Origin of the sequence: Desulfosporosinus sp. SYSU MS00001, assembly GCF_049943955.1 — a bacterium.
Classification (GTDB): domain Bacteria; phylum Bacillota; class Desulfitobacteriia; order Desulfitobacteriales; family Desulfitobacteriaceae; genus Desulfosporosinus.
This window is the reverse complement of sequence record NZ_JBNFTW010000002.1, coordinates 144,986-162,099: the sequence shown is the minus strand read 5'-3', so window position 1 is coordinate 162,099 and position 17,114 is coordinate 144,986. Positions and strand designations below refer to the sequence as shown.

The window sequence follows — 17,114 nt, the reverse complement described above, 5'->3', positions numbered from 1 at the left end:
GTCTCCCCCCCTATATAACTTTAAGGCTTGTATCAGGGGCCATTAGCTTAAAGATTGCTTCGGCGTTAATTTTAGCTGCACTGCCGGCAAAGCAGCTATCTCTAAACACTGCTCTCTGAGGGTTCTGCTTTGCTATTTCTTGTATAACCGTTTCAGAGATATGGTCTTCGAAACAAGCTATCAGAAAACCGTTATCTATAAAATGCACAGTAACCCCTTCTATCGTTTCACTTCTATGACTAAGGGATAAAGGTAAGCCACAATCAAGAATAATGCCATAAAGCAAATCCAAATCCGTTCTGGCTTTTTTAATATTCGGCTTTAATTCTGAAAGCATTGATTGATGATAATCACTAGCAGCATAATATACGTCGTTCATATTTGTGCTGTCTACCTTTAAGACCCTAAACCCTATGTCTAGTCTGTTGACCCCTTCATTATCACTCTTATCAGCTACTAGTTTTTCCCCGACCCGGCGTAGTCGTTCTTTACCAATTTCACAGATATTTTTAAACCCAGCCTGAAAAGCTTCACTATTTTTATCACAAGGCTCCTGCAATTGAACCATAATAAACTTACGGTTTCCCTTATCTTCGCTATTTAGTTCCATAACGGCATGGGCGGTTGTAGCCGAACCTGAAAAAAAGTCCAGAATAGTAGAGTTTTCATCTGGATGAGTTGCTAATTGCAGAAATCGTTTTATTAATTCTACGGGCTTGGGATTATCAAAGACATTTAAGCCATCAAATAGTTTCATAATTAGCTGGGTTCCGTTCGTTGTCGTCTCAATATCATCCCAGATAGTCTTCGCAACCTTTCCCCTTGGTTCTGCTTCCCAAATATAACGCTTTCTTTGCGGACCACCTTCACCGGTTTTGCCAAATATTATTCTCTGATCCTTAAGTAATTCCTGAAACTTCTGATAGTCATTTTTCCAACTGCAATTAGCATTGGGTTTATAAACAAAACCGGTATTGGGATTAACAATTTCGTATTGTTGATTAGGTCTCCAGCCTCCGACCTGAAAAGGGTCTGCCTTCCACTTGCCTCGAGGGTCATTGTCGGGATTATCAAAGCCCTCCCCGTCTTCGGGAAATCTGAAACGTTCTCGATGTTTGACAAAATAGTCCAGGGATTTAAAGTAAACCAGATTATGGGTATGAGAAACTGAAATTATCGCTGTGTTGGTCACAGATTTAGTAGAGTTCCAGATAATATCAGCTAAAAAATTCTCTTCACCAAATACTTCATTACATATTTTTTTCAAATTATCTATCTCTTGGTCACTGATGCTTATAAACATTACTCCATCGTCCTTTAGCAAACTACGCGCTAACCGAAGACGCGGATAGATCATGCTGCACCAATCGCTATGAAATCTTCCATTGGTTTCAGTGTTCCGGAATAATCTCTTACCTTCATTATCATACACAGAGATTCTCTCTTTATAATGGTTTCTGTTGATTTTAAAGTCATCATTATAGATGAAATCTTTTCCCGTATTATAAGGCGGATCAATATAAATCACCTTAATGCAATTTAGATAACTTTCCTGCAGCAGCTTTAAAACGTCAAGATTGTCCCCTTCAATATACAGGTTACCGGTAGTTTCCCATTCTTTGCTCTCCTCTACACAGGGACGAAGAGTCTTCCTAATCGGCTTATTGGCTTCGACAATGGCTGCTCTTTTTCCAACCCAAGTAAACTCATAGGCTTCTTCTCCGGCAATAATATCTGCTGAAAGCTCCTGCTTAAGTAATTCAAAGTTAATTCTTTTTTTAAAATTTCCCGTTGCATCTCTTGCTTCGGTTATAACATTTGGAAACAATTCACCGATTATCTCAATATTTTTCTGAACAATATCAGCGCTTTCCAACTTCAGTTTTTCCAATTCGCAGCCTCCAACTATCTGAAACATTTCAAAGGATTAAGGCCATAAGTATTATTTTTCGTTGTCTTCTTCAAGCCATTCCTTACATCGATGTTCTTTGCAAATTATAGGACGTTTTTCCCATGCAATAATACAACCGCTTCGCTTCGTCCAATAAGCACAGTACCCCATACTAATTCCGCGTTCTTTCAGTTCACTAAGAAATCTCAGGGCTTCAATTTTTCTAGCCGAAAAATCATCATAGATGTAAGAATCAATCCAAGCACTAAAAGCCTTAAGTACATCATAGAGTGGTTCTTCTTCAAACTTATCTTTTTCTAAGTACCAAACACTGTGCTGGAAATAATACTCAAAGTTTTGAGTTAGATCTACAATATTATCATTAGCATAATGAATTTCATCAGGCATTTGTCCACCTTCACACCTTTGTATATAAAGCTTACAACACTTCCCTCCACATGATGCACATCGATCTACATCTCTATATTCCAATCCGGTACACCCCACCACTTCCAATTTTATAGACAAGTTCCATCTATTAACTTTCCACAATTTTCATACATTTCCTTCTCTTTGGATAAATAATTAATCTGTTGAGTTAGTTCTTATGTTCTGGCGCATTAGGACTGAAACAGGAGATATTCGAGAAGAAATTTAGAGTTATAAACTCCAGCCCTAAAATAGAAAGAGCCGTGGAGAAACTTTATTCTCTCACGGCCCTGCAATCTTTAAATCTTTAATAATTTTGGCTGTTTAATAATGGATATTAGAACATTTCCTTGGTCATTTTGTCAATGACTTCATTTACCGTATCATAAACTCCCGGGAAAGAACTCCAATTGCCCCCTTGAGTCAGACAAGGTATAAAATACAACTTCCCACAAGTTTTACATGCCCGTTCTACTTCTTTGCCAACTATTTCAGGAGTCCAAGCCGGGAAATCGACGACACCGCTGTCGATATCTCCCATAAAACTAATCTTTCCGCCATAGTTTTTGATTAATTCCGGCGTATTGTTTGTTGTCATAACCCCCTGCCAAATATCTACTCCCATATCAACCATAAAGGGCACCAAATTAGCGGCATAGGAATCGCTGTGATGTATAATCAGCTCTACCCCATTAGCTTTATAGAAACCATATATTTTCTTGTAAGCCGGAAGATAGAACTCTTCAAACATTTGCGGAGAAATAAAGGACGATTTTTGGCTTCCCCAATCATCATGATGAAAAATACAATCAGGATGAAGACGATCAATCAAAACTTTAGCATAAGCTAACTCCTGTTCAGTAAGACGATCAATGAGTTCATGCATAGCTTCCGGCTCTTCGTATAAAGCCATTAAGGCATCTTCCATACTCATAAGATGATGAGTCATTTCAAACACCCCAGGTGCGACAAATACTGTTACAAATTCCTCGTTACGATTAACAGTTTTCGCATGGGCAATAGCAGGCGCCCAATCTTCATCAGCTGTAGGGATTGGGGGTACTTTAACATAGTTCTTCCATTCGGTGATATCCTTTAGAACCTTATGCTCCTCGTCATGAACCGGAAAGCCGCCGAGTTGACCTTCCGGCCACCGGAAGGTAATACCCCAGTTATTTTTATTGTTTGCCCAGGTTCAGGGAAGTTCCCACCAGGATTAGGAGCTTCCATGATAAAATGCATAAATTCATATTGCTTTACAAACCGATCAGGATTTCCGCCCTTGATCGTTTCGTTTAAATTTTGCCGTTTCGTTAACATAATTACCTCTCCTCATTTTGTTGAGATGGTTTATCAACCCTTAACTAATTCCACAGCTTTTACGGCTGCGCTGCCTGCATCGGGAGCAAAGCCGTCTGCACCAATTGATACTGCAAATTCCGCAGTTACCGGCGCACCGCCGATAATCACCTTAAAACCTGTCAATCCGCTGGATTTAAGGGCTTGTACAGTTTCCTTCATAGCCGTCATTGTTGTTGTAAGAAGACCTGAACATGCCACTAACGTTACATTTTTGTTTTCTTTGACAGCCTCGACAAATTTAGCTGCCGATACATCAACCCCAAGGTTAACAATCTCGAATCCAGCGCTTTCTATCATCATTGACACAAGGTTTTTGCCAATATCATGAAGATCACCCGCAACGGTACCTATAACACATGTCCCATAAGAAGCTGTACTTTGACCAGCAAAAAGCGGCTTAAGTATATCGACACCTTTAGACATAGCCTTAGCCGCCATCAGCATTTCCGGAACAAATATTTCCCCAGCTGAGAATTTGTCTCCAACAATGCTCATTGAGTCGACCATGGCTTGGAGAATATTTTGGGCTTCATTTCCTTCATCCAAGGCTTCCTGTACCAACCCAGGAATGAGTTTAGCCTTTCCCGACTGCACCATTGCCTTAACTTCTTCAATCTTAGACATTTTTCAAGTCCTCCTCGTTAATTATTACCAATTATCTGTTATCAGTTATTGCTTTACCCAATATTTTAGCGTATAGTAACAGCACTTTAAAGAAGCATGTATTATATAATTTTGGTTCGGCCCGAAATATTTATAGATTTCCGCTTCCGCCCTATCTAATTATCTCATATGCAGAAATTATTGAACTTTTGCTGCAGCCGTATAAGCTATTAGTCCAATTAACAATGGTAAACGACGGCCACGAATATCACTCTGGGCTCCCATAAGCAATTGGCCTACAGAAATTCCAAGCAAACAGGCAGTAATACTCAACTGAGCCAAAGATGCATTAGTATGTAATTCTGTCATTAAAGAAGGCAGAGATGGCAAATACATATCAATCGACAACGGTGCAAAGGCAGCTAATGCTCCTAACACGAATGCAACCCAATATCGAAGTCCTTTTGACCCTGAAATCGTTGCTTTCGTTAAATAGCTAATCTGACCCATCTCAATCATTCCCTCTTTTCTCACAGTTCCAACACAATGAGCTATTCCATATATCTACTTGTTAATTCATTATATTGTATATACAACTATATACTATCTTAATAGTTCAAATATTACAATAGCTCTTATAAACTAAATTTTTTCACATCGCCTTACCCTTTACTCAATAATTTCATTGGATATGTCATTATCCATAAATATGTATTGCCTGCCGGTTAAAGGCAGGCAATACATAATAATAATATTTAGTGAATAAATAGCTACTGGTAATACCAATAATTTCTCGATTAAGACTACTTTTCTAATCATTCAATATCTGATCGCCTGACAAAACGGCTTAGTTTCTCGTCCCACATCCATGAAACTTTATCTTTCGGATTGCTTAACAAATTTGTCAGCACATCAAATTCTGAGGCTTTTAGGGCAGATTCAAACCATTCTTCAAAGGATACATTCAATGATTTGCATACTGCATCAAGCCTTTCTTTAAGTTTTTCATCCGCCGGAAAAACTATGTACATTTTAAAACACCTCTGCTTACCCTAATTTCCCTTCTTTTTGATTTCTTTTAAATCGAAATCTCTCTATACTAACATAGAAGTAGTTTTTATCTCTCCATCTTTTGAATCTATAAATGGTTTGTTCTAAAGCCTCATCTCTTCTCACTGTAATATAAATACTCTTACCTATCTTTTTATTATTCTACTTTATGTAGTAAATTTCAATATTTGTTAATATTTTTGCAATATTAAACTTTAATTACAATTCGAGAATTATTTCTTTCCTTGATCTATTAATATCTGTAGTCGTAATTAAATACTTATAAAAACATAACGGAAAACTCCATTCCAACTCATTGAGGACTACATTGGAATGGAGTAGTAATTTAATGAAGTAAAGAACTAAGCACTTTAAAAAGCTATAAAGCAACAAAATACAACTATTAGCTTTCTTGTTCTACAAAGTAATTATAGGCCATTCTGACAAATTGTACAACAAATCCTTCAAGCCCAAAACTGAAACTCTTAATCGCAACAGAAATTAGGTAAAAAAGTTGCACTATGTAATGTATTTATTCCATTGCTCTTGGGCTAGCTTCTTTAACTCATCTGCTAGGTACACTCCAAGATCAATACTTATTCCAGTATCTAATAGTTGTTGTATGGAAGAATCGTAGAGTATAGTGGCGTTAGCCTTAACCTCCTCATCCCCTTCCCAGATTACGACACACAAGGGTATTTCGGGAAATGCTCTCAAAACTACCGAAGCATCTCCGAAAGGACCCGGCTGACCACCTAAAACTTGAGAAACTTTCATTAACCGGCTGGACTGATGTCCAAAAGATTTAATTAACACAGATATAACTGTTTTGTGAAATGCAGAATAAAATATCGTACCACCAGGCAGTTCTTTAATGCTTACCCAATTTAAGTCAGATCCCAGGAAAGGCTTGGCATTGGCTAAATAATTGAGGATAATAATCGTTGCCAACACTTCAGGAACATATCCATCTCTTCTTCGTCGGATGATCTCTTGATCACTATCCACAACATACTCTTCATTAAAAAAAAGCACTATGAATTGACGGGTATCACTATTGTAGGATACAGTTCGTGCCGCTGTTATTTCTTTAGGATTACTTTTTTTAATATCCCGCCAGAATTTTAGACATGTATTACGGTAATTTGACTCTATTTCCACTCTTTTAGAACTTATTTTCGTTCACATCCTTTCTTCTTAAAATGAAGTCATTTTAAAAGCGAGTCTGAACATTCCCAATTACAAAATATCTATTAAATCTATTCCTGTCAACTCGCTTGGCGAATAAATACTCCCCTTTTGGCAGTCATTAGAACTAATCTGCCTTAAGGGGAGATTTTTATCAAAAACATCTTCTTGGCATTAAATGCCGCGCGGCTTGGCTTTTTGATGGCTTCATATCTGAGGTTTAGGTCTCAACCTGATTCGGCTTTGACCAATCTGTTTCTTACGTCTGGTCTGAATTTATCGGCTCAAATAGAGGGAACGACGAAGTTTTGAGATGTCCCAAAAGCATAACCATTATAATTGGCCGTTAACGTATAGGTTTGACTAGCATTCAAAACTGCACTAATGGTATAAGTTGTTCCGCCGTCAGAGGTTGCAACGCTGGAAACCGCGATGCGGTTTCCGGAACTATCCAGGAGAGTGAAGTTACTTGAAGTTAAACCATTCAGTGCTGTACTCAATCTTAGATTAAATCCAGTTGTCGATATGTTATTAACTGTATACGTCACATTACTCGTGTTATAAGGAACTGTAAAGCTTTGAGCTGTACCCATGGTATAGCCGGCATAGTTAGCCGTTAAGGTATAGGTTTGCCCTACAGTTAAGGCTGCACTAACGGTATAAGTGGCTCCTCCGTTTAGAGTTGTCACACCTGTAATAGGTATCGAATATCCGGAACTGTTAAGAAGTGTAAAGTTGTTAATGGTTAAACCGTTCAGGGCCGAACTCAGACCCACTGTGAATCCTGTAGTAGAAGGGTTACTTACAGTGAGTGTTTCGTTGCTGACATTAGTATAGGGCACCGTAAAACTCTGAGCTGTTCCCAGGTTATAACCAGCATAGTTAGCTGTTAAGGTATAAGTTTGCCCTTCAGATAAGGCTGCACTAACGGTATAAGTGGCTCCTCCGTTTAGAGTTGTCACACCTGTAATAGGAACAGTATAGCCGTAACTATTTTTAAGTGTAAAATTGCTAGTAGTCAAACCGTTAAGTGACGAACTGAGACCCACGGTAAATCCTGACGTTATCGGATTGCTGACAGTAACAGTCTGATTGCTTGTAACGTAAGGAACAGTGAAGGTCTGGGCTGTTCCCAGGGTATAACCGGCATAGTTAGCCGTTAAGGTATAGGTTTGTCCTGCACTTAAGGCTGCACTAACGGTATAAGTGGCTCCCCCGTTAAGAGTTGTCACACCTGTAATAGGAACAGTATAGCCGTAACTATTTTTAAGTGTAAAATTGCTGGCGGTCAAACCGTTAAGTGACGAACTGAGCCCCACGGTAAATCCTGACGTTGTCGGATTGCTGACGTTAACAGTCTGATTGCTTGTAACGTAAGGAACAGTGAAGGTCTGGGCTGTTCCAACACTATTACCATTATAGTTTAACCTTAACGTATACGTTTGCCCGGCACTTAAAGGTGCATTAACGGTGTAAGTGGCTCCTCCGTTATACGTTGTCGCACCTGTCAGAGCGATAGAATTCCCCGAACTATTCAAAAGAGTAAAGTTACTGACAGTTAACCCATTAATGGCCGGATTTAATCCAACAGTAATTCCTGTCGTCGACGGGTTGCTCACCGTTACAGGAATAACTCCTGAAGAGGTGGTTGAATCCCCAAAAATCTCGCTGACCAGATTAACAGCCCAGTCAGGGACACCAACCGATCCGCCAAGTACGTTTATTTGAGGATTACTGCCCGTATTCCGAATAGTAATGAGATAGTCTTTAATCGATGGAGGTAACTGCCTCGATTTGGGATCAATTAATAAAATTGGTGCATTGTTTTGAGCTGCTAATGTGCTTCCAGAAAGTGCGTCGGCATAATCATATCCATTAGCGAGATAAATCTGGGTCGGGTTTGGATAAAACTTGGTTAAGATTTGCGATAAGGTTTCAAAACGATCCTGACCGCCAAACCGCTGTATCTGGGCGCTAGGAGCCAAACTTTGCAGTGTTGTTTGCAGTGAATCGTTGATAACAGCTTTACCGCCAACAATATAGATATTGGAAGGTTGATCTTTAGTTATAAAGTCTGTAACATTATCAGGCAATTTCGTGGGGCTGCTGAGGAGAATCGGCCATCCTTTGCTAGCCGCCAGCGAAGCAACGCCTAAAGCATCCGGAAATTCATTGCCGCTAACAACAATAACCGGTGTTCCAGGACTCACGTTAAGATTGTTGACAATGATTGAATTCGTGTCAAAACGATCAGAGCCACCCATTCGTGTGACGTGATAGCCCGCTTTATGTAGCCACTTCTCAACTTTTTCATTGATTATGCCAACACCACCGATAATCGTGATGTTTCCCCCGGCCTTTAAATTCTTTTTCACAAAGTTCAAACTGGCTTCTGAGTCATTGACATCAGTACCTACAAGAATAATGGATGCATTAAGTTTTGTGGCCAGGGTGCTTGCCGACAGCGCATCAGGGAAACTATAAGCTGAGGCCAGAACCACATTTCGCATTTGTTGTCCCTGAATTTCCTCCTGAGCAATAGCCGTAGACGTTTGAAAACGGTCTTGCCCTGAGTAACGGTTAAAATGAGGCTTAAAATTCGGCTTAGCTTGGGCACTCCCAACCAAAGTAACTATGAGTAAAGTACTTGTCACGGCCACAGATGTCAATTTTGCTTTTTTGTTCATAGCTTTTCCCTCCTAAACTACTTTACTGTCAAAATAATCCTCTAAATGCATATACGTTTTTTGACTAAGGTTTTAGGGGGGACTCAAAACTATTTGCAAAAAATTCTATGTTAATTTTCTTTCCTTAGTTTGTTGCTAATACTACTTTATCTAATTGCAACCAACACATAACTGTCGTCAGACATATTTCCCCTGCTAATTTGCATATTATCAGATAGAAAAATTTATTATGAGTACTAATCTTTGTCCTATGACAATACATTGAGGTTATGGAAGCTTATCTCTGAATTTTTGAAAGGAGAAGACCTATGCCTTACCAAAGGTGGCGTCAACCACACGGCGACTTCAGGCAAGATTTAGGGACATTAGCTGTAGGTATATTAGTAATTGTTGTCATTGGTTACTTTCTCTTTCACGGCTATTTGGAAAATATCAATAACCAGAGTGTCGCAGCTTCAAACGCAAATGATGTTAACCTACCAAATACAAATGACTCTAATACCTCTAATGATCCTAATTCAGCCAATTACTCCTCTCAAATTTCACCGAACGGAAATATTACGATGAACATCGGAAGTGAAAATAAGGCTTTAACGTCAGGGTATTGGGTATTATATGTCTCTGATGGAACTTCTCAGCAGCTTTCTGTTACTGCTCAAGATTATGCTTTTTTGCAAACGTTGATTCAAAATGATAGTAAAGGGAGTTCTTCTGTTACCATATTTTTAATTGATAACGGACTAATTCATCAGTACAATATCAGCAAGGAAATTTATTCAATCATAACTAATATGGCCGCTATCAAGTCCCGAACCTCAAATGCATCGTCAGATAATTCGTCCCTTTCTCCGGATTCCTCCAATTCCTCTTCCGCCTCCTCTTCAGAAACACCTGCTGATTCCTCTTCCTCAACCTCTAATACCGCTCCAACTAAGACATCAGTCAGTGAAACCATGAAAATCAGTAACCCGTCGACATCGGGATTTACTGTCACATTGAACCCAGCGCTGAATGGTTTGGCGCCTGATAACTTTACGCTTCAAAATAGTTCGGGAAATTCTGTCTCAATTTCTAATGCGACAACATCAGACAATGGAACAACTTACACAATCAGCGCTGTCTTAAGCACCGGTCAAACTTATACTCTTACAGCAGCCTATCCGGGTTACACATTTGGGACACCCCAAAACATCGAAATAAAATAGAAGTGGGGGTTTTAAAATTGGATAAAGCAAAAGGAGCACCCAGTATCTAAGGTGCCCCTTTTGCTTTATATAACTATGATCTAGCATAATTGTGACTTTAGTTTATCCTTATCCAAAACACAGGTAAGGCGTTTGATCTCTTTTCCTTTTTCCAAAACAATAACTGCTGGTGCAGTCTTTATATCATACTTGTGAGCAAGGTTTTTCTTCGTTGCCATATCAACTTTAACAATTTTGTAATCGGCGGATTCGCTGTTAACCTCTTCTAATAAGGTCCCAAACTCCAAGCTTTCATTAATCAGGGCATTTTCAAATAATAATAAGACCTTTTTCTCGCTCTGAAGAACATTGCTGTTAAACACATTAAGTTCTTCGATATAACGTTCGGCGGCAACAGCAGCTGTTGCGCCATCACCTGCTGCCGAAACGACTTGTCTAAGATATTTTATACGATTATCCCCTACAGCATAAACACCTTCCAGATTAGTTTCCATAAGGTCGTTTACGGGAATATAGCCTCTTCTATCTATTTCAATTCCGCTGTCTACTAGGTATTTCGTTGAAGGAACCATCCCCACGAAGAAAAAGACGCCTTGACAGGTTAGTTCTGAGGAACCGCCCGTTTTTAGATTCTTAAGTTTTACACCTTCAACGTTTTCTTCTCCAAGTACTTCCTCAATGGTAGCGTTCCAAACAAACTCTATTTTAGGATTGTTAAAGGCTTTTTCAGCGCTTACTTTATTGCAATCGAGAATTCCTTCGTCATGTAACACAATGACAGTTACTTTGCGGGCGAATTTAGTAATGAACATACCCTCTTCAATCGCCTGGTCGCCGCTGCCTACGACAACAACATCTTCACCTTCGAAGAACTCAGCGTCGCAGGTCGCGCAATAGGCCACTCCGCTTCCCCGAAGCCTTTTTTCCCCAGGAATATTTAACAGCCGAGGCTCGCTGCCACAGGCAATAATAACTGCTTTAGCAGTAAATTCTTTTCCTTTTTTTGTTTTAATCGTTTTCTCTTCTTGAGAAAGATCTACACTTACAACCTCTTCTCTTAAGAATTCAACGCCAAAACTTTGAGCATGTTTATGAAAATCTTTCATAAGGTCCGGTCCGCTAGTCTGAGTATATCCAGGATAATTTACGATTTCACGAGTTGTATTAACTAAACCTCCGATAGCCCCTTTGTTGATAACCAAAGTCTTAAGCTTTGCCCGGCCGCCATAAATTGCAGCCGATAATCCGGCAGGTCCGCCGCCTATAATTATCAAGTCATACGTATTAGCCATGACTTCTACTCCTTTCCTTTACTTTCCTGAAGCGTATTCAAAGTGATTATGCATTGAGTACTTCTGCAATTTTGTCTTCTACAGCTTCTTCTTCAACCTTGCCGGCAAGTTTCCCTTGATATTCGCCGTTCGCGAAAAAGAGAATCTGCGGAACACCTTTTAAAGAAAAACGCTGAAATAAATTCTTGTCTTCTTCTACATCAACATAAAAGAACCCAAATTTACCTTCATACTGTGGCTTTAATTCATCAAGCATCGGAACAACTTCTTTACACACATGACAATCTTTTCTGGAGAAGATAACCAGACAGGATTCACAATCATCATAGATGATTTCTTCGAAACTGTTTGAGTTCAATTGTTGTAATGACATATTAACACTCCTTTAGCAACATTAGTTTAATATTTATAATCCATTTGTCAACTTATATTTAATCTTTAAGATAATTAGTTTTAGTTTTTTAATTCCTCGATATTTCAGTTAAAAAGCAGCTATCAGTGTGCTACTTTCTGATAGCTGCATAAATATTTTTCTAAATTAACTAAACCAAACTAAACTTCTTCAGAGAAGATCTGATAAATCGGTGCTCCTTCGCATTGTGCGGGGAAACGTAAACCAAGCAATACGGCGACCGAAGGTGCAACATCAACTTGACGGATTGTACGCTCAGTTGTAAATCCGGACTTAATACCGGAACCAGCTGCTACGAAAACCGGGGAAACTGAGGTATCAAAATATCCTTCTGAAGTTGAAATACTGTCACCATGCAACCTGTTATAGCCTTCTTCTACAGAGAAGAAGATATCACCGCATTCTGGTCCGTTTGTACCAATTAACACAGCATCTTTATTTCTGAGACAAATACCGATAACACGTTTGCCTGTTCTCTCATCTCTATAATTATACAAGTCAGAGATGATTTGTTCTTCTAAATCATATTTATCTTTCGGGTCAACAATACCATATTTGTCCCGGCCTTTGAGGTTAATGTAGATATAGTTACTGCGGATTTGAACGGCTCTCGTCTTTTCCCAATCTACTTCCCTAATGGAATTACCGTTCTCGTCTTTCTTCATCACGGTATATCCCAATTTTTCCATAACCTTAGTATTGAGACCGCCATATTCTCCGATAATTGGCGGTACATTTTCGCCAACGATGAGTCCATGGTCGCTGAGAATAAATACTGTCCAACCTTCATCCAGTAAATGGAGGAATTCGCCAAAATACTTATCAGTCTGGATATAGAATTTTTCAATGAACCCTTGATACGTTTTTTCATCGGTATAATTCCAGGGCTCTAACGTCTTGCCAAGATGCCACAATTGATGGCCAGCACAGTCAATGTTGTGAAGATGTGAAAATACAACTTCATATCCTTTTTCTTTGATGGCATAATTCAGGCAGTCAGCTTGCCATTTGTTATAAAGATCCCAAGAGGGTTCGAAGATTTCCCGGACTAATTCAGCATCTTCTCCACCAATTAAGCTAACAGGTGGAACCTCTCCTACGTTGCTCTTAATTTCTTGATAAAGAGATTTGGGATGCCATAATTGGTCATTGGAAATATCAAGTGCATTACTGATCCATAGTCTCACTCGATTTCCTACCGGGTCAAGTTCGAGAATCTTCATTGAACGGCAGGCCGGTTTAGTAACTTCCTTTTTGGTTACGTCATCAATAATACCGGTTACCATTTTATCACGTTCCAGGACAACAATTGGGGTTTCAGCTTTCTTATTCTTGTAAATAGCCACACGATCATATTCACCGGCTGCATTTTTCAGAATAAGCGCAGGTCGTCTCATCACACCGCCAGAAGTTAAGACAGTAAATTCTTTGGCACCTTCAGGAGCATTAGCCCAACCAGTAGCCTCTTTAAGGGGAGAATTTACAATGTCGTAGGCAACCTTACTACCAATGACAACTTCGGTATCTTCATCATCCATGACGTAAGTGCGAATTTCTCCACCTTGACGAGCAGTGTCACCCCACCAAAGTTCCATCATTTCGTCATCAACATCATTGTCCAGTGTATCTTCCAAATCAGTAATGATACAGCCTACCCCTGCCGGCTTGTCAACTCTTGGGGCGTAACGCACTTCTTTAATTTCTGGTGTAGCAACGATAACCTTTTCCCAGTCAAGCTGGGCAACGCCCATATTCACAGAACCAGGCTGCGTACCGTCGACTACACTAAGATTTTCGCTGTGAGAGGTTGGCGGCCATGAACTCCCCGGCCAGTGCCATACTAATGTTTTCATTCCTGCTTCAGCACTAACATTCCAGACTTGTTCTGCAAGACAGTTGCGTGAATCCATATTATAGACAACAGCATCGAGACTTTCAGGAGATTGTCTCCAATAACATGTGATACCATGAGTTCCTGGATAGGCGCCTGTGGCAAGGGTTGTCCAACATGGCGGAGTAATTGTAGGAATTGCACCAAGCAGACGGATATCTTCTCTTGCAGCTCCACGGTCAATGAATTTTTGTAAGTTAGGCATTTTCCCTTCTGCCAAGAACTTTTTACTGATTCTTGGGTCCATTCCATCAACGCCCAATACCAATAACTTATTGGTAAGTGCTGTTCTTTTCATAACCCCAACTCCTTAAAATTCTTATTATTATCATCCATAACTATAGATGAAAAATTATCTAGGCCTCAATCTCATCCAAGGAGCGACCAGCGGTCTTTTCACCCCAGAGTCCAGTGGTAACAGCGACTAAGAGGAACATAACACCGATTATGCCGAACAATACTGCATATCCAAAACCTTTGTAGATCATTGGTACAACGACCATAGCTACAGCAGTCAAAAGTCTGCCTGTACTGTAAATAAAGCCTGTACCGCTGTTTCTGATATGAGTTGGATAAGCTTCAGCTAAATAAGACCACATGACTACGAAAACGCCATCCATCAGTACTCTGATAAAGAAACCTATACCGACAATAACCATGGGGATCTTAAGAGTACCAAAGACAATTGTCAGTACTCCGACTAAAAGACTGTAGATAACGATAGGAATCTTTCTTCCGCCTTTGTCCGTAAAGGCAGCAGCCAGATAGTTACCGATAGGACTTCCAAACGATACAAGAGCAGACATCCACAAAGCGTCATCCAAGGAAAAACCATAATCATTTAATAATGTAGGCATCCATCCAAAGAACATAAAGTAACCAACTGTAATACAGCAGACCATGATGACTAGAACACTGGTTTTCCTGGCATATTTCTTGCTGAAGATTTCTTTAAGTGCCTCCATCGTTCCAGCCTCTTTGGGAGCAGTATTTTCCGGGTTAATACTGGCTTCATTGTTAATGTCAACTTTTTCATTGGGAATAAATCTTTGAATTACTTTTTCAGCTTCAGAATAACGACCCTTTGTGATAAGCCAACGCGGGGATTCCTTGAGCCAGGTTAGAGCTAAGATAAAGATGATAAAACCTGTTCCGCCGATAAAGAAAATATATCTCCAACCATTAGGACTGCTTGGTACAATTTTTTCAGCAACTTGTCCAATTAAAGGTACGCTCAGCAAACCCGTTGCCAGCGATATGGCCTGCCATTTTCCCCTTGAAACAGCCGGTAATATTTCAGTAATATACACCATAGCTACAACAACCATTGACAAGATACCAAAACCGGTTAAGGTTCTAAAAACTAAGAAGATTGCTGGAGTGGGTGCCACTCCATTTAAGATGGAAAAGGTCGAGAAAAAGAACACGGAAAACAAAAATGCTTTTCTGCGGCCAATTACGTCAGACAGCCAGCCGCCGAACCAACAGCCGAACAACATACCTACAAAGGTACACGAGTTAACTATTCCGATCCACTCCATGGAAGCACCCCAATGCTTTGTTAAGGCAGGGGCTACGAAAGAAAACGTAAATAAATCCATTTGATCAAACGCATAGGCTAGAGCAAGAATTATCAAAAATTTATAATGTTCCATACACATACGTGCTTCATCAAGATAATGTCTTTTACCACCCGTTTTAACTGTTGCATCCAAATTTGATTCGGTCACTACGGCCATATACCCACTCTCCCATATTTTGATTTTGTTGATTGGTTGAAATACCTGGTTTATATGGAATCAATACCTCTATACCTTTTACCTCTACTTTTATATCTTTATATATCTAACACTTCATCCCTCTTCTTATTAATTCACCTTCCTTTCTCTCTTCTTTCTCTTGTTTTTTGGGGCACTGTTTTTGTGATAATAAGCACTTGCGCTTATTATAGGCGATTCGACTTTTTCTGTGAAATACTTAGTAGTTATATCCCATATAACTAAATCTGTTGTTCGAATAGGATACTTAGTAGTTATATCCTATATAACTAAAATCATTCTTGTTTATACAAGATATTTCTTTATTTTATATTGTAATTTAAATTACAAATAGTATAATAAAAGCCAGGATTCGACATACGTTATTAAGGAAGGTTATGAACTATGCGTCTTGAACAATTAGCCTTTTTAGTTGCAGTACAGGAATCCAAGTCCATCTCGCTGGCGGCTGAACGAGCTCATATTTCCCAGCCGGCTCTTAGTTCAGCCATCAGTAAGCTAGAGGATGAACTCGGTGTCGTACTTTTAACTCGGACAAGGTCTGGTGCTCAACTAACCGAAATAGCGGAATTGATTATAGTCAAAGCTAAAGAAGTACTCGATATCATCGATGATATCCGATCTATAGGTAAAGCTAATTCCATCGAGCTTAATGGAAATATCTCGGTTGCATCAGATCCCAGTGTAAATATCACTATCATGCCTGATATTTTAACGACTTTTAAACATAATCATCCCAAAGTTAATACCTTGTTAAAAGTCGGAGAATCAAATAATATTTTGCAAGACGTTAAAACCGGTAAAGCAAACTTTGGTATTATTTTTAATACCGAAGCATTTTGCCAAGCCAAAGACATTAGTTGTAAAGAATTATTTACGGATGAATTTGTAATTATTACTGGGTCAAATTCTACGATTAGTCAAAATTCAATACCTCTTAATCAAGCACTTACCTTGCCTATACTTTTATACAACACTGAGTATATTACCAATTGTGGCGTATCTAGTTTGCTGCGTAAATATGGTGATATCAATGTCTCTTACCGCGTTGATAATTTAGAGATGATGGAGAAAATTTTATCTCAAGGTGAAAGTATTGCATTTGTTCCTAAATTTATGGCTGATGAATTCGCAAAATCCAATAAAATCAAGAAAATCTTAATTGACGATGCTCATTTAGAAGTATCAATTCTCTTAATTTGGTCGAATCGCCACCATCTTTCCTTGGTGGAAAAAGAATTTATCAGAGTGATTAAAGATACTTGCACCAAAAAACGGCAGGCAGCGCAGGCAGCTCACGCTGCCCAAGTTGTCCAGGCTGTGTAA

At 39.3% G+C, this 17,114-nt stretch carries 13 protein-coding genes and 1 pseudogene; 2 read left to right on the top strand and 12 right to left on the bottom strand.

Annotated elements, in window-relative coordinates:
* Nucleotides 1-10: 10 nt before the first annotated feature.
* The 8 genes and pseudogenes from ACPUYX_RS04160 to ACPUYX_RS04125 form a co-directional block, all read right to left on the bottom strand.
* Complete coding sequence (locus ACPUYX_RS04160; protein ID WP_426378460.1) at nt 11-1,891, bottom strand: site-specific DNA-methyltransferase; 1,881 nt, start codon at nt 1,889-1,891, stop codon at nt 11-13.
* Nucleotides 1,892-1,942: 51 nt separating this feature from the next.
* The gene (locus ACPUYX_RS04155) at nt 1,943-2,299 is read right to left on the bottom strand and encodes a hypothetical protein (protein WP_426378459.1); all 357 of its coding nucleotides are present in this window, start codon (nt 2,297-2,299) and stop codon (nt 1,943-1,945) included.
* A gap of 358 nt (nt 2,300-2,657) precedes the next feature.
* Nucleotides 2,658-3,640 (bottom strand): annotated as a pseudogene (locus ACPUYX_RS04150) (uroporphyrinogen decarboxylase family protein).
* A gap of 33 nt (nt 3,641-3,673) precedes the next feature.
* On the bottom strand, nt 3,674-4,306 hold the full coding sequence (locus ACPUYX_RS04145) for a corrinoid protein (protein WP_426378458.1): 633 nt from the start codon (nt 4,304-4,306) through the stop codon (nt 3,674-3,676).
* 177 nt (nt 4,307-4,483) lie between these two features.
* Nucleotides 4,484-4,795, bottom strand: a complete 312-nt coding sequence (locus ACPUYX_RS04140; protein WP_426378457.1) for an MFS transporter — start codon at nt 4,793-4,795, stop codon at nt 4,484-4,486.
* Nucleotides 4,796-5,100: 305 nt separating this feature from the next.
* Nucleotides 5,101-5,316, bottom strand: coding sequence for a hypothetical protein (locus tag ACPUYX_RS04135; protein ID WP_426378456.1), 216 nt, complete (start codon nt 5,314-5,316; stop codon nt 5,101-5,103).
* A 538-nt stretch (nt 5,317-5,854) separates the two neighbouring features.
* A complete protein-coding gene (locus tag ACPUYX_RS04130; RefSeq protein ID WP_426378893.1) occupies nt 5,855-6,490 on the bottom strand; it encodes a DUF3786 domain-containing protein in 636 nt (211 codons plus the stop codon).
* Between the two features lie 317 nt (nt 6,491-6,807).
* The gene (locus tag ACPUYX_RS04125) at nt 6,808-9,210 is read right to left on the bottom strand and encodes a cell wall-binding repeat-containing protein (protein ID WP_426378455.1); all 2,403 of its coding nucleotides are present in this window, start codon (nt 9,208-9,210) and stop codon (nt 6,808-6,810) included.
* Nucleotides 9,211-9,518: 308 nt separating this feature from the next.
* Between ACPUYX_RS04125 and ACPUYX_RS04120 the strand changes: the two genes are divergently transcribed.
* Nucleotides 9,519-10,415, top strand: coding sequence for a hypothetical protein (locus ACPUYX_RS04120; protein ID WP_426378454.1), 897 nt, complete (start codon nt 9,519-9,521; stop codon nt 10,413-10,415).
* Nucleotides 10,416-10,495: 80 nt separating this feature from the next.
* On the opposite strand, the gene trxB is transcribed toward ACPUYX_RS04120, so the two are convergent.
* The 4 genes from trxB to ACPUYX_RS04100 all read right to left on the bottom strand — a co-directional run bounded on the left by trxB (nt 10,496) and on the right by ACPUYX_RS04100 (nt 15,749).
* Complete coding sequence (gene trxB / locus ACPUYX_RS04115) at nt 10,496-11,707, bottom strand: thioredoxin-disulfide reductase (protein ID WP_426378453.1); 1,212 nt, start codon at nt 11,705-11,707, stop codon at nt 10,496-10,498.
* A gap of 46 nt (nt 11,708-11,753) precedes the next feature.
* Entirely contained in the window at nt 11,754-12,080 is a 327-nt protein-coding gene (locus ACPUYX_RS04110) for a thioredoxin family protein (RefSeq protein WP_426378452.1), read from the bottom strand.
* 179 nt (nt 12,081-12,259) lie between these two features.
* A complete protein-coding gene (locus ACPUYX_RS04105; protein WP_426378451.1) occupies nt 12,260-14,308 on the bottom strand; it encodes an alkaline phosphatase family protein in 2,049 nt (682 codons plus the stop codon).
* Between the two features lie 58 nt (nt 14,309-14,366).
* Nucleotides 14,367-15,749, bottom strand: a complete 1,383-nt coding sequence (locus ACPUYX_RS04100; RefSeq protein WP_426378450.1) for an MFS transporter — start codon at nt 15,747-15,749, stop codon at nt 14,367-14,369.
* Between the two features lie 423 nt (nt 15,750-16,172).
* Between ACPUYX_RS04100 and ACPUYX_RS04095 the strand changes: the two genes are divergently transcribed.
* Entirely contained in the window at nt 16,173-17,114 is a 942-nt protein-coding gene (locus ACPUYX_RS04095; RefSeq protein WP_426378449.1) for a LysR family transcriptional regulator, read from the top strand.